This is a genomic window from Paenibacillus sp. GYB006 (assembly GCF_036577645.1).
Lineage (GTDB): Bacteria > Bacillota > Bacilli > Paenibacillales > Paenibacillaceae > Paenibacillus.
In genome coordinates this window covers 242,400-268,549 of the sequence record NZ_JARBDA010000005.1, presented here as the reverse complement: position 1 = coordinate 268,549, position 26,150 = coordinate 242,400, and the positions used below count along the sequence as shown (strand labels likewise).

At 43.2% G+C, this 26,150-nt stretch carries 24 protein-coding genes; 18 read left to right on the top strand and 6 right to left on the bottom strand.

The window, feature by feature from the left end; genetic code table 11:
- Position 1: 1 nt before the first annotated feature.
- From galE to PV403_RS14565, 10 genes are all read left to right on the top strand, one after another.
- Positions 2-1,003 (top strand): UDP-glucose 4-epimerase GalE, encoded by a 1,002-nt coding sequence (gene galE / locus PV403_RS14610; RefSeq protein WP_213534292.1) that lies wholly within the window; start codon positions 2-4, stop codon positions 1,001-1,003.
- 13 nt (positions 1,004-1,016) lie between these two features.
- Entirely contained in the window at positions 1,017-2,633 is a 1,617-nt protein-coding gene (locus tag PV403_RS14605; protein WP_374705833.1) for a UDP-glucose--hexose-1-phosphate uridylyltransferase, read from the top strand.
- Between the two features lie 190 nt (positions 2,634-2,823).
- Entirely contained in the window at positions 2,824-3,987 is a 1,164-nt protein-coding gene (locus tag PV403_RS14600; RefSeq protein WP_213534290.1) for an iron-containing alcohol dehydrogenase, read from the top strand.
- Positions 3,988-4,150: 163 nt separating this feature from the next.
- Positions 4,151-4,669, top strand: coding sequence for a protease (locus PV403_RS14595; protein ID WP_213534289.1), 519 nt, complete (start codon positions 4,151-4,153; stop codon positions 4,667-4,669).
- A 28-nt stretch (positions 4,670-4,697) separates the two neighbouring features.
- A complete protein-coding gene (locus PV403_RS14590; protein ID WP_213534287.1) occupies positions 4,698-6,215 on the top strand; it encodes a flotillin family protein in 1,518 nt (505 codons plus the stop codon).
- Positions 6,216-6,355: 140 nt separating this feature from the next.
- On the top strand, positions 6,356-7,210 hold the full coding sequence (gene glcT / locus PV403_RS14585; RefSeq protein ID WP_213534285.1) for a glucose PTS transporter transcription antiterminator GlcT: 855 nt from the start codon (positions 6,356-6,358) through the stop codon (positions 7,208-7,210).
- Positions 7,211-7,456: 246 nt separating this feature from the next.
- Entirely contained in the window at positions 7,457-9,502 is a 2,046-nt protein-coding gene (gene ptsG, locus PV403_RS14580) for a glucose-specific PTS transporter subunit IIBC (protein WP_213534283.1), read from the top strand.
- A 106-nt stretch (positions 9,503-9,608) separates the two neighbouring features.
- Positions 9,609-9,884, top strand: coding sequence for an HPr family phosphocarrier protein (locus tag PV403_RS14575; protein WP_160034496.1), 276 nt, complete (start codon positions 9,609-9,611; stop codon positions 9,882-9,884).
- Positions 9,877-11,589, top strand: coding sequence for a phosphoenolpyruvate--protein phosphotransferase (gene ptsP, locus PV403_RS14570; RefSeq protein WP_213534398.1), 1,713 nt, complete (start codon positions 9,877-9,879; stop codon positions 11,587-11,589). The genes PV403_RS14575 and ptsP overlap by 8 nt, the downstream gene beginning before the upstream one ends.
- Positions 11,590-11,793: 204 nt before the next feature.
- Entirely contained in the window at positions 11,794-12,132 is a 339-nt protein-coding gene (locus tag PV403_RS14565; protein WP_332085108.1) for a hypothetical protein, read from the top strand.
- A 135-nt stretch (positions 12,133-12,267) separates the two neighbouring features.
- Here PV403_RS14565 and PV403_RS14560 read toward each other — a convergent pair whose 3' ends face one another.
- From PV403_RS14560 to PV403_RS14545, 4 genes are read right to left on the bottom strand one after another with little or no spacing between them, the layout of a single operon-like run.
- On the bottom strand, positions 12,268-12,930 hold the full coding sequence (locus PV403_RS14560; RefSeq protein ID WP_213534279.1) for a DUF2642 domain-containing protein: 663 nt from the start codon (positions 12,928-12,930) through the stop codon (positions 12,268-12,270).
- Positions 12,931-12,943: 13 nt separating this feature from the next.
- The gene (locus tag PV403_RS14555) at positions 12,944-14,284 is read right to left on the bottom strand and encodes an arsenic transporter (RefSeq protein ID WP_213534277.1); all 1,341 of its coding nucleotides are present in this window, start codon (positions 14,282-14,284) and stop codon (positions 12,944-12,946) included.
- A gap of 1 nt (position 14,285) precedes the next feature.
- The gene (locus PV403_RS14550) at positions 14,286-14,423 is read right to left on the bottom strand and encodes a hypothetical protein (RefSeq protein WP_213534275.1); all 138 of its coding nucleotides are present in this window, start codon (positions 14,421-14,423) and stop codon (positions 14,286-14,288) included.
- A gap of 53 nt (positions 14,424-14,476) precedes the next feature.
- Entirely contained in the window at positions 14,477-15,091 is a 615-nt protein-coding gene (locus PV403_RS14545) for a hypothetical protein (protein WP_332085107.1), read from the bottom strand.
- A gap of 349 nt (positions 15,092-15,440) precedes the next feature.
- Between PV403_RS14545 and PV403_RS14540 the strand changes: the two genes are divergently transcribed.
- Both PV403_RS14540 and PV403_RS14535 read left to right on the top strand, forming a co-directional pair.
- Entirely contained in the window at positions 15,441-15,941 is a 501-nt protein-coding gene (locus PV403_RS14540; protein ID WP_213534271.1) for an ArsR/SmtB family transcription factor, read from the top strand.
- Complete coding sequence (locus tag PV403_RS14535; protein WP_249717529.1) at positions 15,938-17,212, top strand: MFS transporter; 1,275 nt, start codon at positions 15,938-15,940, stop codon at positions 17,210-17,212. The genes PV403_RS14540 and PV403_RS14535 overlap by 4 nt, the downstream gene beginning before the upstream one ends.
- An 88-nt stretch (positions 17,213-17,300) precedes the next feature.
- Here the strand turns inward: PV403_RS14535 and PV403_RS14530 are convergent, their stop codons facing one another.
- Together PV403_RS14530 and PV403_RS14525 are read right to left on the bottom strand one after the other, a co-directional pair.
- The gene (locus PV403_RS14530) at positions 17,301-17,510 is read right to left on the bottom strand and encodes a cysteine-rich CWC family protein (RefSeq protein WP_249717513.1); all 210 of its coding nucleotides are present in this window, start codon (positions 17,508-17,510) and stop codon (positions 17,301-17,303) included.
- A 115-nt stretch (positions 17,511-17,625) separates the two neighbouring features.
- Complete coding sequence (locus PV403_RS14525) at positions 17,626-19,626, bottom strand: endonuclease MutS2 (RefSeq protein ID WP_213534269.1); 2,001 nt, start codon at positions 19,624-19,626, stop codon at positions 17,626-17,628.
- Between the two features lie 871 nt (positions 19,627-20,497).
- Here PV403_RS14525 and thiM point away from each other — a divergent pair.
- The 6 genes from thiM to PV403_RS14495 all read left to right on the top strand — a co-directional run bounded on the left by thiM (position 20,498) and on the right by PV403_RS14495 (position 26,047).
- Positions 20,498-21,343 carry a hydroxyethylthiazole kinase gene (gene thiM, locus PV403_RS14520; protein ID WP_213534268.1) on the top strand — a complete coding sequence of 282 codons (846 nt, stop codon included), beginning with the start codon at positions 20,498-20,500 and terminating at the stop codon, positions 21,341-21,343.
- Positions 21,340-22,152 carry a bifunctional hydroxymethylpyrimidine kinase/phosphomethylpyrimidine kinase gene (thiD, locus tag PV403_RS14515; protein ID WP_213534266.1) on the top strand — a complete coding sequence of 271 codons (813 nt, stop codon included), beginning with the start codon at positions 21,340-21,342 and terminating at the stop codon, positions 22,150-22,152. The genes thiM and thiD overlap by 4 nt, the downstream gene beginning before the upstream one ends.
- Positions 22,149-22,787: a thiamine phosphate synthase gene (gene thiE, locus PV403_RS14510; protein ID WP_213534264.1), complete on the top strand. Its 639-nt coding sequence runs from the start codon at positions 22,149-22,151 to the stop codon at positions 22,785-22,787. The genes thiD and thiE overlap by 4 nt, the downstream gene beginning before the upstream one ends.
- Before the next feature lie 252 nt (positions 22,788-23,039).
- Complete coding sequence (locus tag PV403_RS14505; protein ID WP_213534262.1) at positions 23,040-23,870, top strand: creatininase family protein; 831 nt, start codon at positions 23,040-23,042, stop codon at positions 23,868-23,870.
- Positions 23,871-23,873: 3 nt separating this feature from the next.
- Positions 23,874-24,680, top strand: a complete 807-nt coding sequence (locus PV403_RS14500; protein WP_213534260.1) for an ABC transporter ATP-binding protein — start codon at positions 23,874-23,876, stop codon at positions 24,678-24,680.
- 44 nt (positions 24,681-24,724) lie between these two features.
- On the top strand, positions 24,725-26,047 hold the full coding sequence (locus PV403_RS14495) for an FAD-binding oxidoreductase (protein ID WP_332085105.1): 1,323 nt from the start codon (positions 24,725-24,727) through the stop codon (positions 26,045-26,047).
- Positions 26,048-26,150: the final 103 nt, after the last annotated feature.

The window sequence follows — 26,150 nt, the reverse complement described above, 5'->3', positions numbered from 1 at the left end:
AATGGCGATTTTAGTTACAGGTGGAGCAGGATATATTGGATCTCATACGGTAGCGGCACTCCTTGAACGCGGAGAAGAAGTAGTTGTAGTGGATAACTTACAGACAGGGCACCGTGAAGCGGTACTTGGCGGAGCTTTTTATGAAGGCGACTTGCGAGACAAAGCATTTTTGGATCAAGTGTTTGCCGAGAATAAGATTGAAGCTGTCATCCATTTTGCAGCGAATTCACTGGTTGGTGAAAGCATGCAGAATCCGGCGAAATATTATGACAATAACGTATTTGGTACGTTAACTCTTCTGGAAGCAATGAATAATGCAGGGGTTAGCAAAATCGTATTCTCTTCCACCGCTGCTACCTACGGCGAGCCGGAAAAAGTACCGATTGAAGAAACAGATCGTACCGAACCTACAAATGTATATGGTGAGACGAAGCTCATGATGGAACGCATGATGTCTTGGTTTGATAAAGTACTCGGCATTAAGTATGTATCCCTTCGTTACTTTAATGCAGCAGGTGCTCATAAGGACGGAAAAATTGGGGAAGATCATCAACCGGAAAGCCATCTGATCCCATTGGTACTGCAAACTGCACTTGGACAGCGCAAACAAATCGCTATTTTTGGTGATGATTATGCGACAGAAGACGGTACTTGTATTCGTGACTACATTCATGTGAGCGATCTGGCAGATGCGCATTTACGGGCTGTAGATTATCTTCGCAAGGGCGAAGAAAGCAATGTATTTAACTTAGGAAATGGCACAGGATTCAGTGTAAAACAAGTGATCGAAACTGCGAAAAAAGTGACCGGTCTTGAAATCCCAGTTGTCATGGAACCACGCAGAGCAGGAGACCCGGCAGTTCTTGTAGCTTCTTCCGCAAAAGCTCGCTCTGTTCTTGGTTGGGAACCGAAGTATACAAATCTGGAAGATGTAATTGCGAGTGCATGGGGCTGGCATCAATCTCATCCAGAAGGTTATAGTACGAACAACAAAGGAGAGTAAACTAATGTCTGAAATGAATATGAACGCCGGTGCAGAAACAACTCCAGAAATTTCACAGTCCTTACCAGCTGCAGAAGAAGCGCTTCATGCCATTGAAAGGCTGGTATTGTTTGCTCATAGACACACACTCATTGAAGATGCAGATGTAGACTACAGCCGTAATCAGCTGCTGAGCTTGTTTCAATTCGATGAGCCTTTTGCAGGGGAGGTAGATGAGTCCGAACTTTCCGGACCGCAGCCTGTTCTCGATATTCTAATTGATTATGGTGCTCAGATTGGACTGATCGCAGAGAATACGGATACGTATCGTGATTTGCTTGATGCTCAGATTATGGGTCTTCTTATGGCCCGTCCATCTGAGGTGATTCGGGAGTTCCGCGAGAATGAGTCGAAATCAGGAATTCAGGCAGCTACGGACCGTTTCTACCAACTGTCCATAGACTCCAACTATATTCGGATGGAACGAGTTAAGAAGAATGTATACTGGAAACAGTCTACAGAGTATGGCGATATGGAGATTACAATCAATCTATCCAAGCCGGAAAAAAGTCCGAAAGAGATTGCAATGGCAAAACTTTTGCCGCCTCCTGTATATCCAAAATGTCAGTTATGCCGGGAGAATGTAGGATATCGGGGCCGGATTAACCATCCAGCTCGTCAGAATCTAAGAACGATTCCGCTAACTATAAATGAAGAAAAATGGTTGTTTCAGTACTCCCCGTATGTGTATTATAACGAACACTGCATCGTGTTCCATCATGATCACGTACCGATGAAACTGACTAAGGATACTCTTCGCCGTTTGCTTGGATTTGTTGATCAGTATCCGCATTATTTTATTGGATCCAATGCTGATCTTCCGATCGTTGGCGGAAGTATTCTTACGCACGATCACTTCCAGGGAGGACGTCATACATTCCCGATTCAGAAGGCCGTACAGGAAGCTGTATTTACGAGTGAAAAAGCTCCAGAAGTGAAGCTTAGTCTTGTGAAATGGCCAATGTCCGTGCTTCGTCTGACGTCCGAAAGTCCGGATGCGCTTCTTGAAACAGGAAATGAGATTTACGAGGCGTGGAAGGAATACAGTGATGCTGCAGTTGATATCCTGTCACATACAGAGGGAAGCGGAGAACGGGTACCGCATAACACCGTAACTCCTATTGTTCGCCGTACAGAAGACGGACAGTATGAGATGGATTTAGTACTGCGTAATAACCGTACGAGCAGCGAGTATCCAGACGGAATCTTCCATCCTCATCCAGAAATGCACCATCTCAAAAAAGAAAATATCGGCCTAATCGAAGTTATGGGACTAGCTATTTTGCCAGGTCGTTTAAAAGAAGAACTTGATCTCATCGCAGACATGCTCGCAGGAGATCAAGAACTTAGACAACAAACCGTAACGAATGAACAATCTGCTCTCTATAAGCATAAAGCATGGATTGAAGAGCTTACAGATAAATATGGAACTTCCTTATCGAAGGAAGAAGCAGTGGGTAAAGTTCAAGAAGAAGCAGGTATCAAATTCGCGAAAATTCTTGAACATGCCGGTGTATTTAAACGAGATGAAGCAGGTAAAGCTGCATTCCGCCGTTTTGTACAACATGTTGGTTTCACAGAACAAAAATAACAATAAAACACACCTTCGAATCGGGGGTGTGTTTTGATCTATATATCGTCCTGGTTAAAGCAACTAAAGGTATTATGAATTTGATTCTAGTCTATGAAATTTGTTTTACTATTCTTTGGCATTTATAATGATAGAACGTCGTTACTATATAGGCGCTATTCTTCTAACCAATCTGGAGGCGATTCTCAAAATGAGATCATTTCAATTTTATAATCCAACACGTCTAATTTTCGGAAAAGGACAGTTGGAATCTTTAAAAACAGAAGTACCGAAATACGGCAAAAAGGTTCTGCTTGTGTATGGCGGTGGAAGTATAAAACGTAACGGTCTCTATGATCGGGTCCTTTCCATTCTTAGCGAAATTGGGGCCGAAGTACATGAATTGTCTGGCGTGGAACCAAATCCGCGCTTGTCCACTGTTCATCAAGGAGTAGAGATTTGTAAAAGCAAAGGAATAGACTTAATTCTTGCTGTCGGCGGCGGCAGTGTAATTGACTGTTCAAAAGCCATCGCAGCAGGCGCAAAATACGATGGAGATATGTGGGATTTCTGCAAACGCACAGCAATGCCTCAAGATGCTTTGCCACTCGCAACGGTGCTGACAATGGCTGCAACCGGTTCAGAAATGAACAGCGGGTCTGTTATTACGAACCAGGATACTCAGGAAAAACTGGGCTGGGGAAGTCCATTCGTTTTCCCCGTATTCTCTATTCTTGATCCGGAACATACGTACTCTGTACCTCTAGATCAAACGGTATATGGAATGGTTGATATGATGTCTCATGTACTGGAGCATTACTTCCATTTGGATCCGAACACTCCGGTGCAACTTGGATTCTGTGAGACGCTGCTTCGCACGGTGATGGAAGCTGCGCCAAAACTGATCCATGATCTCGAAAACTATGAACTGCGTGAAACGATTCTATACTGTGGTACGATGGCTCTAAACAGTATGGTAAGTATGGGACTTGCTGGAGACTGGGCGACCCACAACATCGAGCATGCGGTATCTGCGGTATATGATATTCCTCATGGCGGTGGACTTGCGATCTTGTTCCCGAACTGGATGAAACATAACCTTCATGTGGATGTAGCTCGATTCAAACGCTTAGCAATCAATGTATTTGAAGTGAATCCAGAAGGGAAAAGCGATGAGCAAATTGCCCTTGAAGGAATTGACGCACTTCGTGCATTCTGGACTTCCATTGGAGCGCCAAGCCGCTTAGCTGATTATGATATTGACGAAAGCCAAATTGATACAATGGCAGATAAAGCCATGGTATTCGGCCCATTCGGTAACTTTAACAAACTGCAACGTGAAGATGTTGTGGCGATCTACAAAGCTTCATTGTAATTAGCAATTGTATATATATTAGGTATAACCAAAAGCCCTTTGCAGGTGTTTACTCTGCGAAGGGCTTTTTAATTCGTTTTCCCGCAGTTTCAAATTATTGAAACATTTTCCTAATCCATACGTATTAATTTACATGTGCAAAGGAGACGAGAGGGGGTGGAACATGGAAACTTTATACTGGTCTTGTCTAATTGGAGGAGCGCTTTTCGCAGTAATCGGCGTTTTATTTGGGGATTTGCTGGATGGCTTGTTTGAAGGTATTGCTGAATTTCCGGGTTTTGATTTTTTGAATACAACGGTCATTGCAAGTGTGATTACGATCTTTGGTGGAGCGGGAATCATGCTCTCAAAGTACACAGAGCTTGATACGGCAGGCCATCTTTTCCTTTCTTTGCTCATTGGACTGCTAGGCGGCGTACTTGTGTTTTTCGCCTATATAAAGCCAGCACGGAATAGTGAGATGTCCACAGGCTTTTCCCTTAAAGAGCTGACAGGCAAGATCGGTGAAATTACAATTCCTGTTCCAGAGAAAGGGTATGGAGAGGTCATGATTAAGCTGGTAAGCGGAAATACGGTACATACCGCAACTAGTTTTGAAGCCAAACCTATTCTTGCCGGAACCCAAGTCGTTGTTGTCGAAGTCGCTGATGGAGTTCTTCAAGTGGCTGAACTGGATTATTAAAATTGATTATGAATAGGGAGAGATGAGTATGCCAGATGTGTTCGTAGTTCCTGCTATTGTTGTAGGTGTGATTCTTGTATTAGGTATCGCTTTTTGGGCGAGGTACAAAACAGTTGGGCCGGATGAGGCCATGATCGTAACAGGTTCTTTCTTAGGGAATAAACACATCTCAGATGATGACAGCGGACGGAAAATAAAAATTGTTCGAGGTGGCGGTACGTTTATATGGCCGGTATTCCAGCAATCCGAATTTATCTCTTTATTATCTCACAAGCTTGATGTAATGACTCCAGAAGTATATACAGAGCAAGGAGTTCCTGTTATTGCGGATGGTGTAGCTATTATTAAAGTAGGAAGTTCAGTCGAAGACGTAGCCACTGCAGCAGAGCAGTTCATCGGGAAACCAGTGGAGTCCCTAAGAGGTGAGGCACAGGAAGTGCTTGAAGGACATCTGCGTGCCATTCTCGGTACCATGACCGTAGAAGAAGTGTACCGTAACCGGGATCGTTTTGCTCAAGAAGTGCAAGGGGTAGCGGCTAGAGACCTCAAAAAAATGGGGCTTAGTATTGTATCCTTTACAATTAAAGATGTACGTGACAAACATGGCTATTTGGATGCGCTTGGTAAACCGCGTATCGCTATGGTAAAAAGGGATGCCGAAATTGCCGAAGCAGAAGCAGTGCGGGATGCAAGAATTCAAAAAGCAAATGCAGAAGAGCAGGGACAAAAAGCAGAACTTTTAAGAGATACGAACATTGCAGAAGCTGCTAAAGAAAAAGAATTGAAAGTAGCTTCCTTTAAGAAAGATCAAGATACAGCAAAAGCGGAAGCGGATCAGGCTTATCATATCCAAGAAGCCCGTGCGAAACAGACGATGGTTGAAGAACAAATGAAAGTTGAACTCGTACGTAAAGAACGTGAAATTGATTTGCAAGCAAAAGAAATTATGGTTCGTGAGAAACAATACGATGCAGAAGTGAAGAAAAAGGCAGAAGCCGACCGCTATGCGGTTGAACAGGCAGCAGAAGCAGATAAAGCGAAAAGAATGCGTGAAGCAGATGCACTTCAGTATTCGATCGAAACGCAGGCAAAAGCTACTTCAGAGCAAAAAAGGCTCGAAGGTCAAGCGATGGCGGATGCAGAACTCGCAAAAGGTACAGCAGATGCAGAAGTTATTCGTCTGCGCGGTTTAGCTGAAGCCGAAGCAAAAGAAAAATTGGCCGAAGCCTTCCAGAAATTTGGAGAAGCAGCGGTACTCGATATTATCGTGAAAATGCTGCCTGAACTTGCAGGTAAGATTGCAGAACCAATCTCTTCCATTGATAAATTAACAGTTGTGGATACGGGGAAAGGCGAGGGTGCTACACGCGTAAGTAATTATGTAACAGAACTTATGGCGACCGCGCCGGAAATGCTTAAGAGTGTATCTGGCATTGACGTAGAACAGCTAATTCAAGGCTTAACCAAAAAAGGAAGTAAAGAGCCGGCAGCAATAGAAAAAATCAACATTCCTGCTGAAGTTGCAGCGACCAAAGATTCAATCTAAGGAATTACCTATTTAATTCGTTTTGTTTACAATGATCTACATTTGACCTCTGCCTCATAATTTGTTACTTTTAGCAGTATGCCTTATCTGAATCTACTGTGCGAATGTTACAAGAATTATGAGGCAAAAGAGGTGCAAAAGTGAACCTGAAAGTGGCAAAAGTACTGAACAATAACGTTATTATTGGAACCCATCCAGAACACGAGGAAGTTGTTGTTATCGGTAAGGGGATTGGTTTTCATCGCAAGTCCGGAGATATCATCCCGCTTCAAACGGTAGAGAAGATGTTTATCTTAACCAATCAGGAAGAACAAGAGCAGTACAAACAACTCATTCCGCGAGTGAGTGAAAAACTAATAGAGACAATAAATGATATTATTTTATATATAACAAGTGAGAGTAATGTGAAGTTAAATGAACATATTCATATTGCTCTAACGGATCATATTGCATTTGCACTGAAACGGATGGAACAAGGTATTGTATTACACAATCCTTTTTTGTATGAGACGAAGGAAATTTATCCTATGGAATACCGTTTAGCATCTTATGCCATAAATTTGATCAAGGAACGGCTTGGTGTAGATTTAGGAGAAGAAGAAATAGGATTCGTCGCTCTCCATATCTACAGTGCAATGACGAATCAGAACCTAAGCGAAGTGCAGCAACATTCTAAATTAATTGCCGATCTTGTAGCTATCGTGGAAGATAAACTTGATTATCAAATCCCTCGGCAATCCTTAGATTATTCAAGGCTTGTTACACATTTACGGTTTGCAATTGAACGAATTAAGCGCGGAGAAGAAGTGGCTGAGGTTCAAAAACTGGATTCTCTTCTAAGTAAAGAATATCCAGAAATGTACTCCCTTTCATGGACGTTAACCAAAGTTATGGAAAAACGAATGAAGCTCGCGGTGTATGGAGCAGAAGTCAGCTATCTCGCGTTACACTTGCAACGATTGTCACAAAAAAAAGAGCAAGAATTAAAAAAATGAATTTTTTTGTTGTAAAGGCTTGCACTCTTTTTTAGATGGTGCTATTATGTAGTCCTTGACAAGCTTACAACTTAATACTTACAACGTGTTACTGATACGATCAGGCATGAGTTGAGAAAAGTATGATTGATGAAGACCATATTGGGGCAAGATAACCCATAGGTCGAACAAGAATACTCTATTAACTCATGCTTTTTTTGCGTTTTCAATCAACACTATGTGGATTTTACAGAAGGAGTGACGAAAATGTTCAAAAAGCTTTTCGGCGTGTTGCAGCGTGTCGGTAAAGCGGTCATGCTTCCGGTAGCGATCTTGCCGGCAGCCGGTTTACTTCTAGGGATTGGTAACTTGTTAGTCAATCCAGACTTTCTGCAATACGTACCTGTCCTTGAAGCACACTGGGTACAGGTGATTGCCAATGTTCTTATGAACTCAGGGCAAATCGTATTTGATAACTTATCCTTACTGTTTGCCGTTGGGGTTGCAGTAGGCCTTGCTGGAGGAGACGGGGTTGCCGGGCTCGCAGCAATTATTGGTTATCTCATCATGAATGTAACGATGGGAACAGTACTGGGTGTAAACGAGTATGTATTATCACAACAAGGTGCTGCTTATGCTAATGTACTAGGTATTCCTACCTTACAGACTGGGGTATTTGGCGGTATTATCATCGGGATCTTGGCGGCGGCGATGTACAATAGGTTTTTCAAAATTGAACTTCCGTCGTATTTGGGATTCTTTGCAGGTAAGCGTTTTGTACCGATTGCTACTGCTGCGTTTTCATTATTAATCGGATTGCTTCTTACGCTCGTATGGCCGCCGATTCAAAATGGTCTAAACTTTGTGTCTCAGAGCATGATTAGTTCGAACGAGACACTGGCAGCGTTTATTTTCGGTACCATCGAACGCTCGCTGATTCCTTTTGGTCTACACCATATTTTCTATTCTCCGTTCTGGTTTGAATTTGGAGAATATATCAACCAAGCAGGTGAAGTTATTCGTGGTGACCAGCGTATATTCATGGCTCAGCTTCGTGATGGGGTTGAATTCACAGCAGGTACGTTTACTACCGGTAAATATCCGTTCATGATGTTCGGACTTCCTGCTGCAGCGCTGGCGATCTATCATACAGCTAAACCAGAGAACAAAAAAGTGGTTGGTTCCCTGATGGTATCCGGTGCTCTTACGGCGTTTCTAACTGGTATTACAGAACCACTTGAATTCTCTTTCTTGTTTGTTGCACCGCTTTTGTTTGCAGTCCATGCCGTATTTGCTGGTCTGTCCTTTATGGTAATGCAAATCCTGGGCGTTAAGATCGGGATGACATTCTCGGGCGGTTTAATTGACTACATCTTGTTCGGGGTTATTCCTAACCGTACGCCATGGTATCTTGTTATTGTCGTGGGTCTCGCATTTGCGGTAATATACTACTTCGGTTTCCGTTTTGTTATTACGAAATTCAATCTCAAAACACCGGGCCGTGAAGAAAAAGTCATTGAAACCGGTTCGACGGGTACAGGTTCAAAAGACGAACTGCCTCATCAAATCTTGAAAGCTTTTGGCGGTTCGGATAATATTAAACACCTGGATGCATGTATCACCAGACTTCGTATTGAAGTTAAAGATAAATCGAGAGTTGATAAGAATCGTCTAAAAGATTTAGGCGCTTCGGGTGTTCTTGAAGTGGGTAATAATGTACAAGCTATTTTCGGTACACGTTCAGACACAATCAAGTCGCAAATGAAAGATATTATGGATGGACATACTCCTGAGGCACCGGAAGTTAATCCAGAACCAGAGGTAGAACAAGCTCAAGGAGAGTCTGGTGAAGCAATTATTCCTGAGCAAATTGTAATGCCTGCTAATGGTGAACTTCTGGATATCACGCAAGTTCCTGACCCTGTTTTCTCTGAGAAAATGACGGGTGATGGTTTTGCCTTCCTGCCACATGAGAATACGATTCATTCTCCGGTTAACGGAAAAGTATTTAATGTATTCCCTAGTAAGCACGCGATTGGCATTTTGTCCGATGGTGGAAAAGAAGTACTTGTTCATATTGGGGTTAACACCGTTAAACTTAAAGGACAAGGATTCAAAGTGTTGGTTGAAGAAGGCGATATCGTATCCGCTGGTCAATCAATTATGGAAGTAGATGTGGAATATGTGAAAGCAAATGCACCATCTATTATTTCCCCGGTAATTTTCTCTAATCTGCCTGAAGGTTCTGTGGTTAAGTTGGAAAAAACAGGCGTACAAAAGGCTGGAGAAGACAAAATTATCACAATTCATTAAAAATTTTGAGGTTCACAACCATTGAAAAAAAGGTAATATGTATTACGTGGTTTTATGGTTGAAAATGAAATCCAAACTAAAATAACAGAAAGTGGGATGAATCCATATGCAACAATCATTCAGAATTACAGACGAAGACGGTATCCATGCACGTCCAGCAACAGCGCTGGTAAACACAGCTAACAAATTCAAAGGTGCAGAATCTTTCGCAGAAGCAAAAGGTAAAAAAGTAACTTTGAAATCCATCTTGGGAGTACTTTCCCTTGGTCTTGAAAAAGGTGATGAAATCAGCATCATCGTTAACGGTGAAGGCGAAGCAGAAGCACTTCAAGCTTTGACTGATGTTATGGTTAACGAAGGGCTGGGCGAAATTAATGCCTAATGTTTCCGGGATTGCTGCTTCGGCTGGTATTGCCATTGCCCGAGCGTTTATCTTGGAGCACCCTGATTACTCTGTAGAGAAACGCTCGATTAACGACGTAGACGCAGAGATTGCTAAACTGGAGGCGGCTTTGGAGAAATCCAGAGCCGAACTCGAGGCAATCAAAGAAAAAACGTTACAGGAACTTGGAGAGAAAAAAGCAGAGATCTTTGCATCTCATCTTTTGATCCTGGATGACCCTGAACTTATTGATCCTGTAAAATCCAAAATTGCTGATGAAAAAGTAAACGCTGAGTTTGCTTTGGATGAAACAGCAACCACATTTATTCAAATGTTTGAAAATATGAAGAGTGCTTATCTTCAAGAACGTGCTGCGGATATGCGCGACGTTACTAAGCGTGTGCTTGGTCACTTGCTTGGTCTTAAAGTTGCAAATCCAGCAGAGATTGATGAAGAAGTGATCGTTCTTGCAGAAGATTTAACTCCTTCGGATACAGCACAGCTCAACCGTAAATATGTTCTTGGTTTTGCAACGAACATTGGCGGACGAACTTCTCACTCTGCAATTATGGCAAGATCCCTTGAAATTCCTGCAGTAGTAGGAACAAAAGACATTCTTACACAAGCTAAGAGCGGCGATCTGATCATCGTAGATGGATTAGATGGACATGTCCTTGTGAATCCGGAAGATTCCGTGGTTGAAGAATATAGATCTAAACAAGCCGCATATGCTGCTCAGGTTGAAGAGTGGAGAAAACTTCGCGACGAGCCGACTGTAACCGTTGATGGTGTTCATGTTGAGCTTGCTGCTAACATTGGTACTCCTAATGATGTAGCAGGTGTGCTTGATAACGGCGGAGAAGGCGTAGGTTTGTATCGTACTGAATTCCTATATATGGGACGCGATAAGCTTCCTTCCGAAGATGTACAATACAATGCATACAAAACGGTTCTTGAAAAAATGGAAGGGAAACCGGTTGTTGTTCGTACACTAGATATTGGTGGCGATAAAGAACTTCCATACCTTGATCTTCCAAAAGAAATGAATCCTTTCCTTGGCTTCCGTGCAGTTCGCCTGTGCCTTGATCGTCAGGATATCTTCCGTACACAGCTACGCGCATTGCTGCGTGCAAGTGTCCATGGGAACCTCAAAATCATGTTCCCGATGATTGCAACACTGGGTGAATTCCGTGAAGCAAAAGCGGTTCTTCTTGAAGAGAAGGAAAAGCTTGTGAAGGAAGGTATCGAAGTTGCGGATAACATTCAGCTCGGTATCATGGTTGAGATTCCTTCAACTGCGGTATTAGCGGATCAATTTGCGAAAGAAGTAGACTTCTTCAGTATCGGAACAAACGATCTGATTCAGTACACTATGGCAGCAGACCGCATGAATGAGCGTGTATCTTACTTGTATCAACCATATAACCCATCCATCCTTCGTTTGATCAAAATGGTCATTGATGCATCGCATCGTGAAGGGAAATGGACGGGAATGTGCGGTGAGATGGCAGGAGATACAACAGCTATTCCGCTTCTTCTCGGCCTCGGTCTTGATGAATTCAGCATGAGCGCAACTTCTATTCTTCCTGCACGCAGTCAGCTGACGAAGCTGTCTCAAGCAGAAATGAAAGAACTTGCAGCAAAAGCGCTGGATATGCAAACCGCAGAACAAGTCGTTGAACTTGTTCGCAGTATCGGACAATAGTTTTCAAGACCTCTATCGTTTTCCAATTAATTGATAACTGCTTTTGCAGTAACTACGGTATTCGCTTTATGCGGATACCGTTTTTTTTATTGAACCGGGTGAAGCAGATATGTAAAGCATTGCTTCTTCATGAATGACAGGGTAGACTTTAATCAAAAAGGATGAGGTGAGTATTTCTTGAAGAGCGTCATGATGAGGATAGGAATGATAGTTGGCTTTTTTATCGTCATTATTGGAATCATGTTGTTACCATACTTTAATGTAATCAATCCAGAATCCATCTATATATCTGAAAGCAAGGTATCCGAACAATCTATATCTTTAACAGGTGGAATTATAGATAGTGCCAGTCTGTACAAAGGTTACAAAGTAGATTACCGTGATCATGCCCTTTATGTACAGATCCAAGGAAATCTACTCAGCCTTCATAAATCCAGCGGTGACTTCCATCTCAACATCAAAAATAAATACAAAGATCTACATAAAATATATATTCAGGGATCGGATAAAACAAATCTTGAGTTAGTGTGGGAGAAGAGGTAGCTCCATTTTCCAATGTGAAAGATTTTTTTGAATGAGCATGCTTAATATATAGAAATAATTTTAGAAATAAAACGATTGAAAAAAGACCTTGCCGGGAATAGATCCTCAGTAAGGTCTTCTTGTAGTTTATACTGATTATGGTACATGAATTGCTTGGATATGGTCCGTGTGCATCAGCAGGGATGTGCCTTCCGCCTCTACCAATTCGAGCAGGTTACCGTCCATTCTTTTTAGCAATCCAGCTCGGTACGGTTTAGCTCCAAGATTCAAAGTAACAAGTTGTCCTTCCAGTTTATGAAGCTGTTGATCTAGTGTCCTGGATAGCGATATAGCGGCAGGTTGTACAGGGAAATGCTCGTGCTTCAGGGAGAATGGCGTCGTATTTACTGGATAGGGTACGATATATTTTAAGTGCTTTACAGAAATATACACCGAGTGGTGAAGGGGAGAGAAAAATACAAAGTAATCGTTCATAATCGCAGTGACGTATCCATGAATCGATGGATCGCCTAGAGATATTTCACTAAAGATTCCTCTTGAATTCATTAGTATTTTACGATAAGAAATTTTACTATGATCAATGGCAGGATCAGGAGGCGTGTTGACGGTCATGTTACTTCGTTTGGGAGCATGTCTCATCTGCTGCAGATGATGAATGGGTATATAAATATAACGGTTATTTTCATAGACGACAACAATATCATTTCCGATATCGATTATTTCTCCTTGAATCGGATTCTTACAACCGGAAAGTACGAATTCTGCTTGTTTGCCTAACCAAGATGTAATCAGCTGCACGGTTTACCTCCTCTCAAAACAAAATTAATGTCCAAATATACAGGGAGACTAGGCTAATGATTAGACTAATGGGTATCACAATAAACGTGACTTTCATATACTGTTTCCAAGAGATCCGAATATGGTGAGTTTTTAAAATATACATCCAGATCAGTGTTGCCAGGGTACCGATTGGTGTCAGCAGTGCTCCAATATCACTTCCTAAAATATTAGCAAGATAAGCTAGGTGAAGTTGATGGTCTGTTAGGCCAAGATCTGTAACCACAAAAGTTCCAATCATAACGGAAGGCAAATTGTTTACTAGATTGGATAGAAGGGTAAGCAAAATGCCGGATGATAGAATTAAAGCAGCATCTCCCATTTCAGCAATCGGCTTTAATAGATCAATTAACGATTCTGTGATACCGGCCCGATGCAGGCTATCCACAATTACATAGATACTGAATGCAAACAATAAGATATGCCAAGGTGTCTTTGTAAACACATCTCGCAGTCCTTGACGAGTGCGGTAATATCTAACGGATAATAAGAGAACAACACCAGTGATTGCAACGATCTCCATGGGGATACCTACGCTCTCAGCTAGAAAGAAACCTCCGCGAATGAAAACGACAATGCTGATGCAGACCCGGAATAACCACCAATCCACCTTTTCCCCTTCATCAGGTGGTGTCTGTAATGGATGATAGTTCAGAGAAGAAACCTGGTTAGGGAAATGATGAATCTTTTTGGGGATATTTTTGCGGAAGTAATAATAGAGTAATAACATCATACTTAGAATACCCAGCATAGAAGGGACAAACATCATGAGTGTGTACGTGTTTAAGTCGAGTCCCACCATCTTCAGTGCAATCAGATTTGCTAAATTACTTAACCCGATAGGAGCACTCGAAGCCGTTGCAATTAACGCCCCAGAGAGTAGATAAGGAAGTTTTTGATGCAATTTCAAACGAAGCATAGAACAGATGCGAATGATAATGGGGGTTGTAATCAATATACTGCCGTCATTGTTGAAAAATATGGTCATCAGGAAACAAAGTAAGATGACAAGCCAAAATAATGCGATACCGGACCCCTTTGCCTTGTCAATCATGTTGATCGCAATCCAGCGAAAGAAACCGATACTATCTAGGATAATGGACATGACGATGGTCGATAGGATGGTTACGGCCGCCCCTGAGACGATACCGAAAATGTCTATAATGTGGGTATAACTAGTTACTCCAGTAAGGATAAGAAGAAGGGCGCCCAAAGAAGTTGGAATAGATTCATTCATTCCGCGTGGACGCCACATTAAGAAGATCACAGTAGTGATGAATACACCAAAGGTCAGCCAAAGCTGATAATCAAGCATTCTATTGGGATTCACCTCCTAAGGGAAGAATTCCTTGTGTCAGCTGTATGGCTGTTTCTTCGGACGGCGGATATCTCTTAGGAAGGACAATGACGTATAGAGGCACGCCAGTTAGAACGATTGCGATAAATATCAACATGATGATTCCCCCCTTTAGTTTGATAGAAAATTGATTCAACTTATTTCTTTATCTTATTTTGCTGTTTTCTTTGCGCTCCGATTCCCTTGGGCTTGTGTACCTCGGGATTGATTGCCTCTGGAGTTACTGTTTCTTGCTCCGGATTGGTTGCCATTCGATTTGTTATCTTTAGATTTATTGTCATTCGATTTGTTGTCCTTGGATTGATTGTCTTTAGATTGGTTATTATTTTCATGGTTTTCGTTATTGTGGCCGTGAACATGGACAGAGATTGTTTTAACATGATGAATGAAAACACGAACAATTTCATTGTTTTTCAAGATGATGATCAATCGATTATGAGTCACACTTACGAGTACCCCTTCTAATTTTTCAGGTCCCCCCTGATTGATCTGCACGCGCTTAAGACGTAAAGATTTTAATACTCCATGAAAATCATTGGCATGGATAAGTTTCTGCTTCGGTCCTTTTTCACGGTGGGAATGTCCTGCTTCGGTTATACTTTTAACATGGGATTCATTCACATAAATGAAGCCTTCTTTGTTACGAACAACCATATAGTCGGAACTTACCTTTACTAATGTTCCTTCAAATGATTCTGGTCCGCCTCGGTTAATCTTTACTACTTTACCTCTTAAACCTCTCATGCTTTGTCCCTTTTTACTCATTATTTATTTCCCCTTCCTCTTACTTAAGATTTGATAGATTAGAAGAATCAATTTCAGATGGTTACCCTCCATTGGTCCTTCAAGTCTATCTGTAGTTTATTAATATGTGACTTGTAGCAAAAAGGGACTAGCCAAACATACATTTGACTTTGAATCTAGTTATTTATCTATGATTTACTGGTAGATCGTTTACTTGTCATCAGAATTCAAAGAGAAGATAAAAGAGGGAAGGTTAAAAGATTAGTATTTTCACTATTTAAAATTTGGTTTACAATTCCAGTTCGGGGTGTTAATCTAATTTTACAGATCGATGATCTGTGAAAACAGATTGATAAAGGGGAACTCATTTATGAATGAGGAAATGCTGAATATTTCCGTTCAACAATCCAAATTATTAAGCAGTGCACTGCGAGTAAAAATTATGAAGTATCTGCTCGATTCTCCGAAGACCTCAAAACAAGTCGCTGATCTTCTTGGAGAATCAGGCGGGAATATTCACTACCACATCAAAAAACTGTACGATGGCGGTCTGCTTGAAATTGTCGAGGAGAAAAAGAACGGGGGGGTTACCGAAAAATATTATCAATCCAAGTCGAAATGGTTTAACACGGAGGGAGCGGAGATCATTGATCCCGTACTCAGTGATCAATATGAGTCCGCAGACGCAACCAAGTTAAGCATCCGGTTGGAGTTAACTGGGGCGCAGAAGGAACAAATGACGAGTGAATTCAGAGCCTTTCTGGAACGTTGGGTTGAGAAAACCACAGCCGAAAGGAACGAAGATACACAAGAATTTAGTATTGGAGTCAAGATCATATCGACAGAGCCGAAGCAAGAGAAGAAAGAGTGAGTGAACCATCTATGAATCTGTTCTTGAATCGGAATTTTCTATTTATGTTCTTTGGAAGGCTCGTTACGAATGTAGGAGACTCCATCTATGCCGTAGCGGCAATGTGGCTGGTATCGGAGCTTGGCGGCTCTACTTTTTATACGGGGCTCGCTGGTTTCCTCTCGCTAATACCCAGGTTTATTCAATTCTTCAGCGGACCGATCATAGACCGGATATCGATACGGCATCTGCTCATCCATACTCAGCTCATACAAGCTTTTCTACTATTGATTATTCCTGCAGCAAGTTATTTTGGTCAGCTGAATGTTGTCCTTGTTCTTATCATTTCACCAATTATATCGATCTTCAACACACTCATATACCCCGCACAAATGTCATCGTTACCTTCTTTCGTCCATAAAAAGGATCTCACCAAAGCGAACTCCTATTTCACCTTTGCAGGTCAGGGGATTGATACCTTCTGTAATGCAGTATCCGGTGTACTCATCGTGATTGTCGGAGCTGTCTCTATTTACTTACTGGATTCCGTCTTATTTATCATCAGTGCTATTTTATTCTCCTTCCTCCGAATTCCGAAGCATAAACAGCAAATTGAACAGAGTCAGCCAGTTAAAAAGGAAAAAATATCAGTGATATTACAACACTATAAAACAGAACTCTGGGAAGGAATCCACATTCTATTAGGCAAATCTTTCTCAAGACTTCTTTGGGGGATGATCCTCATTAACTTGGTCGGGGGAGCAACGTTTGTGGTTTTACCTGCGTTTAGTAAATTACATGGGGGCCCCGAATTGTATGGGATTTTACTGATGGCGCAAGCGATGGGGAGTATGTTTGGAGCCTTGATCGCTCCTTTTTTGAAGTTGGAGAGAATCAGTATGGGTCTTATCTATGCCGTTGCGTTTTCGGTGAGCGGTATATTGTGGACCCTTAGTGTGCTCAGCCCAAATATCTGGATGATGATGATCATATACGGTTTATCTTGGGTTCCCGGCGGAGTGACCAATATTCTGATCAATTCTTATATCCAAAAAGGAATCCCTCAGCATCTATTAGGCAGAGTATTCTCCGCATCCTACAGCCTCAGCGGTATTGCAGCGCCCATTGGATCGTTATGCGGAGGTATTCTAGGAGAAGTGTTTGGAAGTGAAATGATTATTGGTTTAAGCGGACTGTCTGTGTTATTGATTGGTCTATATTGGTTGTTCGATAAGACCACCCGGAAGCTCCCAAGCTCTGATCATGTTACGGATAAAGTATTCCAGGCATAAGCAAATTTGCATAGCTAATTTTTAAAAAAGCACCCTAAAAGAGTAGACATCTTCTATGAGTGTCCATTCTTCAGGGTGCTTTTTACCTTCAGGTATCTGCCTTATACGCTCTTACACAGGCTTCGCATACACAGGATTTGCCTCTTTGCTCGTCTGGAATTTGCGCAAGTAGTAGTTTGGGTACAGACAGATTCATACACCAGCACTCCTCGGCAGGTCTTCCCGCAGCATAGGCACAGTGATTAGGTTTACGGCATAAAGGGCAGATCAGCGGATTATTCATGGAGCGTGTGCTCATATAGAACCTCTCTTACTGAATTATGATTTCATTTAGTTTATCATATTTCTGCGGGATGCCGCAGAAGCTCTGTGTGACAGAACAGAATAGGCGTAAATGAAATAAAGTTTCTACCTTACAGATCCTCCGGTCTTTTTTCGATGGTCAGCCCGGGCACATGTCTTTTGGACATTAATTTCCGCTTCTTACGAATGTCTTTCGACTCAAACACAATATCAAGATCATACTCTTCTGGATACAACTCTTCGGCAGAGATTTGAAGTTGTAATCTTTTACGAGCGATCTGAATTCGTTTGCCCCTTACCAGCACGGTGCATTGACCTCTCGTATCCGTATCTACAATAATTCCAGACTCCTTCATAAAAGGAATCAATACACGATCTCCCGTTTTTATCGGTTTTCCCTTCAGTCTCTCCTTATTGTCATCTTGAGGACTTGAGAGAACAGGCTGCTCCTCCTGGGTCTTCGGATGTACATCTTGCTGTTGTCCTTCCTCGCCCTGATCATGCTGATCATTAGAGGGATCGTGATCTTCTTCCATTATGGTTGGTACAGTCACAGCAGATGCTGCTGAGGATGGAAAGGCTGATGCGACCGGTTTAGCGGCAATTTCTTTTGATCGTTCAATGATGTGAGGCGGTATCCCAAGCTTCAGTGCAATCGCAAAAGCGTAGCTTTGTCCCGCTTGCCCAATCGTTAGTCGATACAGGGGTTTAAGCGTTTCTGTATCGAATTCCATCCGTGCATTTTCAAAACCGGGTGTACTGCTTGCAAAGTTTTTGATCTCGGTAAAATGAGTCGTAGCAACAACGACAGCCTTTCTTTTATGCAATTCTTCAAGCAGGGCAATCGATAGTCCGGTGCCTTCACCGGGATCTGTCCCAGAAGCCATTTCGTCAATCAGAACGAGAGTCGATGCACTCGCTGTACTTAGAATATCAATCATGTTCTTAATGTGCGCAGAAAAAGTACTCAGTGCATGTTCAATGCTCTGTCCATCGCCTATATCCACTGCGATCTGTTCAAACATGCTAAGTTTACTTCCTTCGCCAGTGGGAATAAGCAGTCCCGATTGTGCCATTAGCGTAAGCAGACCAATCGTTTTTAAGCAAAGCGTTTTTCCACCTGTATTGGGTCCTGTAATAATGAGAGACCGATAAGAATCACCAATATGGAAATTGAGCGGTACCATGTTTTTAACAAGAGGATGTCTTGCTTCACGTAAATGGATGCTGCCATCACTCGTTATTTCCACTGATCGTGCCTGTATAGATAGAGCATAACGTGCTTTTGCTAATAGAAAATCGTACAGACCCACCGTATCGGTATTCACTTGTAGTTCATACCTATAAGAGTCAGCAAGCTGGGTAAGTTCACTGAGAATTTTACTTTCTTCACGCTGTTCCTGCGCTCTATACATGTTCAGTTCCATTTGGAGCATCGAAATATCTGTGGGTTCAATAAATACAGTCTGGCCGCTTGCTGATTCGTCGATGATGGTACCTTTTAGCTGTTTGCGAAACTCTTTTTGAACAGGAAGGCAATAACGATCGCCCCTTTTTGCTACTAACTGATCTTGTAAAATGGAACGGTGCTTGTTTAATAAAGTGTCTAGTTTCTTTTTCAGCCGTTCTTCAGAAATTGCTGCTTGTTTGCGGATTTTCGCCAGTTCCTTACTAGCCTGATCCGTAATTCGTCCCAGATGAATACATCTTTCTATTTCCTCCCTAAGGGAATCTAAGGTATACATAGAAGTGGCATAGGATGCCACGCTTGGAGCGATGTCTTGTTTGCTGATCATATATTTCTGGAGTTGATGACAACTTCTCAAAAACTGCAGCAGGTTCATAAAATCTTGTTCTGTAAACAGATATCCGGTGCCCAGCAGATTCATGATATTTTCCATCCCTGTTAGGGAGGGGAGTGGAATGCTGGAACTATAACGGATCAGCCCTAGAGCTTCTTCTGTTTCCGCAAGTTTCTGACGAATGATCTTCACATTCATGATCGGTTCGAGCTGTTCTATTTGAGCCTCTCCGAGATAGGATACTGCATAACCTTTCAGTTGTTCTTTTACCGTGTCGAATTCAAGACGCTGTTTACTGCTCTTATTCATGTGATAAGCTCCTTTTCGTTTCCTAAAGTGTTGTGAAAAATAGAAAAAGGCAGAGCTATGAACGATTGCGCTCATTGCTCTGCCTTTTATGGGGGAGATCTCGGATAGGTGTGGCGTACCATAAGTAGAAATGATTGCAGAAGGCATGTTCTGCAGCCTGTATAAGCTTGTGGCTTACAGAGCATGCATAAATCCTTCGCTTATCATTTCCGTTTATCTACGCGGCTTTTCTTGTGAACGGTACCCTCAAGATGTAATGGAGGTACAAAAAAACCGTGCTGAAAAACAGCACGGCCTTACGTTCACAAAAATATCCGGGGGGTGACTACCCGCTGGAGAGTTATGTTGTCCGCTGTTCTTAACTGATTTCACGAGGATGATCTAGTCGCCATAGCAGGGCATCAAAAAATAAACGTCGCTATAGGGACGAAAAAAAGAAAATCCTCAGTATGAAATTTGATTAGTTAAGAACATACCCCGACATGAAATTCTCTCCTTTGAATAGAAGTTATAAACTATAATATGCGGCTACAGATGAAATGTCAAACCTTAGTTGCCCATAATAATATCCTGGTGTAAACTGGAAGGGATTCTAAAACTAAATCGTAGAACGGGAGCCTGCGGAAGCAAGCTGAGAGTACAACTAATCTGTTGTTGACCGGTGGAACCTGCCATGGATAATGCCAGCGTAGGGAGCGAACATGTATATTTACGCATGCATTCGCATGCGTTTTTTTGTGCATTCTGCAAAAAAATCATGATTCTTCTTATAAGGTGGGAGTCGTATCCCATTCCTCAGTTATCTATCTTTTCACCGTCAAAAACAGTAGATCAGACTCCCTTATCTCGAGAAAGAAAGGTCTGATGAAACATGCTGAGTATAAAGAAACTTCCATCCCTCATTACCCGCATTCATGAAGAACAGCCTTTAATTCATAACATGACAAATACGGTTGTCACGAACTTTACGGCTAACGGACTGCTTTCAATTGGCGCATCTCCGGTTATGGCCTATGCAGAAGAAGAAGTGGCCGAAATGGTCCAAAATGCTCGTGCACTGGTACTCAATATCGGTACCTTAACGACGGAACTTTTAAACGCCATGATCGTGGCAGGCAAAGCTGCGAATGTTTATGGAGTTCCTGTATTACTTGATCCAGTAGGAGCGGGAGCAACATCTTATCGTACAGATGCGGCCCTTCGCATGATCCGCGAGGTGAATGTAACGTTGATTCGAGGCAATGCAGGGGAGATCAGCCACCTGATTGGTGAATTCATGACCGTTAAAGGGGTGGACGCAGGCCAAACCGAGACTTTAGAAAGAGCGCAGTTAGCCATACGGGCTGCACGTACGCTTGGAACCGCCGTCATTGTATCCGGGCCAGAAGATGTGATTACGGATGGAGATGCGGGATATGTGGTGAAGTCCGGTCATCCTCTATTAACGCGTGTGACAGGAGCAGGGTGTTTGCTTACTTCCGTCATCGGAGCTTTTTTGGCTGTCGAACCTTCCATATTGGAAGCAGGAACCGCAGGTCTTGGCTTTTACGGAGCCGCAGCGCTAAAGGCAGCAGAGGACAAAGGACATGCGGGACCGGGTAGTTTTCAGATTGCTTTCCTCGATGAATTATCAAAACTTACTCCTTCTTCTTTTGAGGAATATGTAACGGTCATGGATCTCCATTCTTTGTTCAGCAAGGAGGGGACCCTAGGATGACCGTTGTAAAAGCATTAACCATTGCAGGATCAGACAGCGGAGGCGGAGCCGGCATTCAAGCTGATCTCAAGACCTTTCAGGAGCTGGATGCCTTTGGCATGTCGGCGATTACTGCAGTCACTGCGCAAAATACACTTGGGGTACAGGGAGTTCATCCCCTGCCTGCCCGTTTCGTAGTGGAGCAGATCGATTCCGTATTTTCCGATTTAAGACCGGACGCCGTGAAGACAGGGATGCTGTTTAGCAGTGAAATCATTGAAGCGGTAGCGGAAAGGATTAGCAGGTACCATGTGGACAAGCTGGTTATAGATCCCGTGATGATTGCCAAAGGTGGAACCTCTCTGCTGGAGTCGGAAGCGGTGGAAGCTCTGATCTTGCATCTGCTTCCACTTGCACTTGTCGTTACGCCAAACATTCCGGAAGCTGAGGTCATGACGAATATGGAGATTCGAACAGTTGCTGATCGGAAGGAAGCGGCGAGACGATTATACGATTTGGGGGCGGCAAATGTGGTCATCAAAGGCGGGCATGATGCGGTGAACGACATCATAACGGATATTTTATATGACGGTACATCTTTCACAGAGCTTTCGGGAAAACGAGTGGATACCGTTCATTCTCACGGGACAGGCTGTACGTTCGCAGCGGCACTTACGGCGCAATTGGCCAAGGGGACAGATATGAGAGAAGCAACATTAATCGCGAGAGAATTCGTGCAAGCGGCCCTTACCGATACGCTGGGTATTGGAAGCGGCCATGGTCCTACGAATCACTGGGCATACGCCAAACATAAAGGAGTGATTGTGTGACCCGAATTTCTAGCAGCCGTATGAAGGCATTGCTTCAGGTGTATTTTGTGATGGGAAGCCAAAATTGTAAGAAATCGCCGGAGAGCACGTTAGCTGAAGCGATTCAAGGTGGAATTACCCTGTTCCAGTATCGGGAGAAGGGGCCTGGATCGATTGGAGAGAAACGGATGGAACTTGCTCTTCATTTGCAGCAACTGTGCCGAGAACAAAGCGTTCCCTTCATCGTCAATGATGATGTAGATTTGGCGATTGCGATCGCAGCGGACGGTGTGCATATTGGGCAAGATGATGAAGAGACCGTAAGAGTAAGAGAACGAATCGGCGATATGATTCTTGGTGTTTCTGCTCATACGTTGGAAGAAGCCAGATTAGCACAAGAGCAAGGGGCTGATTACATCGGAGTCGGGCCGATTTATCCCACGAGTTCCAAAGAGGATGCACATGCCGTGCAGGGGCCGGAGATTATTGAGTCTATGAGGGCACACGACATGGATATCCCCATCGTAGGGATTGGGGGCATTACTTCGGTGAATGCTGCTAGGGTGCTGGAGGCAGGAGCAGACGGAGTAGCGGTAATTTCAGCGATCAGTCTGCCAGATGATATTGCAGAGAGCGTTAAAGGGCTGCGACATTAAAATGTAAAATGAAATGAGAAGGATACCTGACATCAGTTAGGTATCCTTTTTTCATGAAGAAACTTGTGGTTTTTTCGTCATGTTTGTAATATTCGCGATAGACCTTACACTGATATAACATACTAAGTGCCTGAGGCACAAATTGTATGAGTCATTTTATATAATTATCCAAATTGAAGTGAATTTAGTTTACATCAGTGACTTCTTCCGATTACATTGGTCTTATCAACGAACGAGAAAGCGGTGAGGTGAATGAACGAACGTTATCAAGGAATGGCGTATGACCAGCTGTTCCTGCCCAGATTGCCTGGACCAGAAATCGGCGAATTAGCAAAAACAGGGGCAATGGTTATCCTGCCGATTGGTGCAATGGAGCAGCATGGGCCGCATCTTCCTGTTTTCACTGACACACTGATTGGAGAAGGGATATTAACGGAAGCATTCATGCATCTTACTCGTGAGGATAATATCTGGCTTTTGCCGCATCTGCCTTATGGAAAAAGCAACGAGCATACCGGATGGAATGGAACAGTTACACTGTCAGCTTCCACTTTACTGGCTGTGCTGATGGATATAGCGGATAGTCTTGCGAAAACAGGTTTTCAGCGGCTCGTTCTATTTAATACACATGGCGGTAACATAGATGCTCTAAATCTTGTAGCGAGAGACATCCGCGAAAAAACAGGCATGTACGTTTTTCGGCTCGACGGCGGCGGATTAGATGATGAGAAGGACCTGCTTACACAGGAAGAACGAATGTATGGCATTCATGCTGGAGATTCCGAGACTTCCCTGATCATGGTTTTACATAGAGAATGGGTTCATGAAAATAACCTTCCGAATGAATTTCCTCCCATTACACCAGACCGGAAACTTCAATTTAGCAATAAACGATTTGCTTGGCTAATGAAAGATCTGTCTTCTTCCGGTGCTTGTGGGAATGCACAGCTGGCAACAGAAGAGAAGGGGAAGGCCATCCTTGCCTCAGCGGGTAGAAATGCAGCAGAACTATTTAAAATGATGTCTGTATTTAGTTTTAATCAGAAGAATGGTCCAATTGGATTCTTACCAAGGGAGAGATGACTTATGAGCAAGATCATTAGCACATCAGGGGTAATTCCAGCTGTAAAAAAAGGATCCGCTCCGCTCGTAGAAATGGAGAGAATCAGTAAAGTTTATCAAACAGGCACCATTGCACTCCAAGATGTAAATCTAAGTATTCCCGAAGGGGAGTTTGTCAGCTTTGTAGGCCCGTCTGGCTGCGGTAAATCAACGATTTTCAGGCTGATTGCCGGTCTTGGAGATCCAACGTCAGGAACGATGCGGCTCATGGGGATGGACCCGGCAGAAGCGAGAAAGCAAAGTGATATTTCATTTGTCTTTCAGGATGCTACACTACTCCCCTGGTGCAAAGTAATTGATAATGTCACCCTGCCGATGGAACTGCGCAAAATACCTAAGCAAGAGAGAATCGACAAGGCCATGCATGTACTGGAAATGGTGGGTCTTCAAGATTATGCTCATGCCCTGCCAAGGCAGCTGTCCGGCGGGATGAAGATGCGGGTGTCTATTGCAAGAGCGCTGGCATCTGAGCCGAAGCTGCTTTTGATGGATGAGCCTTTTGGAGCGCTGGATGAAATGACAAGGCAAACCCTGCAAGATGAGCTGCTTGGTATATGGCAAAAAGATAAGAAAATGACGGTATTGTTTGTTACACATAACGTATTTGAAGCCGTCTATTTGTCCACCTCCATCGTGGTGATGTCGGCTAGGCCCGGTAAGATTACAGAAACCATTTCCGTTCCTGTTCCGTTCCCGCGAAATGAGACTTTCCGTACTGCTTCCGAATTTAGTCAGCTTGTGGGTCAAGTTTCGGGTGTACTGCACCACTAAGTAACGGGTTACCCTGGATTGTTATGTAGACAAAGGAGGGAATCATGATGGCAATTGAAGCGGAAAAAGCCTTTATGCTTGGACTAGGGATCAATCGGGTACTGCTTGATTCAGGCTCAAGAGAGAAATTATCCAAGGATTATTACTGGTATTCTCCGGTACTCGAGAAGAAACTGCATGATAAGTTGGCGGATGGCATTATTCAACCTGAGACCGATGAGGAAGTGGTGAAGGTACTGGAAATTGCCTATGCGCATCAAATGCCTGTTACGGTCAGAGGTGCAGGAACAGGAAATTACGGACAGGCCGTTCCGCTGAACGGTGGAATTGTACTTGATCTGAGTAGACTGGATCGCATTGTGGAATGGGGTGAAGGATGGGCCCGGGTACAGTGCGGAGTGAAATTAGGTGTGTTAGAGCGTGAAGCTCGAGTACGAGATAGGGAACTTCGAATTTACCCGAGCACGTATATGAAAGCAACGGTTGGCGGTTTTGTCTGCGGAGGCTCAGGCGGAATCGGGTCCATCACTTGGGGGGACCTATGGGATGGAAATGTGCTAGAGGCCACCGTGTATACGATGGAAGAACAGCCGAAAAAGATGATCGTGAGCGGCGATGAGCTTCACGCCTATATTCATAACTATGGCACAACGGGCATTTTGACGGAGCTTGTGATTCCACTAGCCCCAAAAACAGAATGGACGCAATCCATCGTATTTTTTGATGATTTTATGAAGTCTATGGAATTCTCTTATACCCTGTCTCTAGATGATTCGATTCGTAAAAGACTTGTTTCCCCGCATGAATGGCCCATTCCCTCGTTCTTCCGACCGATCAAAAAATCCATTCGCCAGAATCAGGCGGCAGTACTTCTAGAGACAGCAGAAGGGACGCTTCCGAAGGTTACTGAACTTGCACGGAGCTTTGGCGGTGAGGTAGGGTACTCTATTCCATCCGAAAAATACCGAAGCGGCATTGGGTTGTCTGATTTTGGTTGGAACCACACTACCCTGTGGGCGCTCAAGTGTGAGAATAATGTTACGTATCTGCAGGCAGGGTTCTCCTTGGAACATTTTAGAGAACAGATCAAGCTCGTAAAAGATACTTTTCAGGACGAAGTTCTGCTTCATTTTGAATGGATGCGAAGCCGTGGAAAGGTAAGCCCTGCTTCTCTTCCTATTATCCGGTATACGACGGAAGAACGGCTAAATGAGATCATTGATTTCTTTAACAAACATGATATTTTCGTAGCAAATCCACATACCTATTCTTTGGATTCCGGCGGCCGCGGAATTTTGCCGCTGATGAAGCAGCGGAAGCTGGAGAATGATCCGCTAAGACTGCTGAACCCAGGGAAAATCGACTAAAGTGCCCTAAGAAAGAAAGGACGTGCGCGACATGGCAATGAATCAACCAAAGCTTGCATATGAGAAAAGCGGTCAGGACGGAAGTGGAACACCTTCCTCTACT

Excerpts from the sequence above, each read along its gene's own strand:
- PV403_RS14525 (WP_213534269.1), bottom strand. The coding sequence starts at position 19,626 with ATGAATAAGAGCAGTAAACAGCGTCTTGAATTCGACACGGTAAAAGAA.
- PV403_RS14565 (WP_332085108.1), top strand. The coding sequence starts at position 11,794 with ATGATAGTTGGCTTTTTTATCGTCATTATTGGAATCATGTTGTTACCA.
- PV403_RS14555 (WP_213534277.1), bottom strand. The coding sequence starts at position 14,284 with ATGCTTGATTATCAGCTTTGGCTGACCTTTGGTGTATTCATCACTACT.
- thiD (WP_213534266.1), top strand. The coding sequence starts at position 21,340 with ATGACCGTTGTAAAAGCATTAACCATTGCAGGATCAGACAGCGGAGGC.
- PV403_RS14500 (WP_213534260.1), top strand. The coding sequence starts at position 23,874 with ATGAGCAAGATCATTAGCACATCAGGGGTAATTCCAGCTGTAAAAAAA.
- PV403_RS14545 (WP_332085107.1), bottom strand. The coding sequence starts at position 15,091 with ATGAGTAAAAAGGGACAAAGCATGAGAGGTTTAAGAGGTAAAGTAGTA.
- thiM (WP_213534268.1), top strand. The coding sequence starts at position 20,498 with ATGCTGAGTATAAAGAAACTTCCATCCCTCATTACCCGCATTCATGAA.
- PV403_RS14595 (WP_213534289.1), top strand. The coding sequence starts at position 4,151 with ATGGAAACTTTATACTGGTCTTGTCTAATTGGAGGAGCGCTTTTCGCA.
- ptsP (WP_213534398.1), top strand. The coding sequence starts at position 9,877 with ATGCCTAATGTTTCCGGGATTGCTGCTTCGGCTGGTATTGCCATTGCC.
- PV403_RS14495 (WP_332085105.1), top strand. The coding sequence starts at position 24,725 with ATGATGGCAATTGAAGCGGAAAAAGCCTTTATGCTTGGACTAGGGATC.
- PV403_RS14605 (WP_374705833.1), top strand. The coding sequence starts at position 1,017 with ATGAATATGAACGCCGGTGCAGAAACAACTCCAGAAATTTCACAGTCC.
- PV403_RS14590 (WP_213534287.1), top strand. The coding sequence starts at position 4,698 with ATGCCAGATGTGTTCGTAGTTCCTGCTATTGTTGTAGGTGTGATTCTT.
- PV403_RS14575 (WP_160034496.1), top strand. The coding sequence starts at position 9,609 with ATGCAACAATCATTCAGAATTACAGACGAAGACGGTATCCATGCACGT.
- PV403_RS14600 (WP_213534290.1), top strand. The coding sequence starts at position 2,824 with ATGAGATCATTTCAATTTTATAATCCAACACGTCTAATTTTCGGAAAA.
- PV403_RS14505 (WP_213534262.1), top strand. The coding sequence starts at position 23,040 with ATGAACGAACGTTATCAAGGAATGGCGTATGACCAGCTGTTCCTGCCC.
- PV403_RS14550 (WP_213534275.1), bottom strand. The coding sequence starts at position 14,423 with ATGTTGATATTTATCGCAATCGTTCTAACTGGCGTGCCTCTATACGTC.
- ptsG (WP_213534283.1), top strand. The coding sequence starts at position 7,457 with ATGTTCAAAAAGCTTTTCGGCGTGTTGCAGCGTGTCGGTAAAGCGGTC.
- PV403_RS14530 (WP_249717513.1), bottom strand. The coding sequence starts at position 17,510 with ATGAGCACACGCTCCATGAATAATCCGCTGATCTGCCCTTTATGCCGT.
- galE (WP_213534292.1), top strand. The coding sequence starts at position 2 with ATGGCGATTTTAGTTACAGGTGGAGCAGGATATATTGGATCTCATACG.
- PV403_RS14540 (WP_213534271.1), top strand. The coding sequence starts at position 15,441 with ATGAATGAGGAAATGCTGAATATTTCCGTTCAACAATCCAAATTATTA.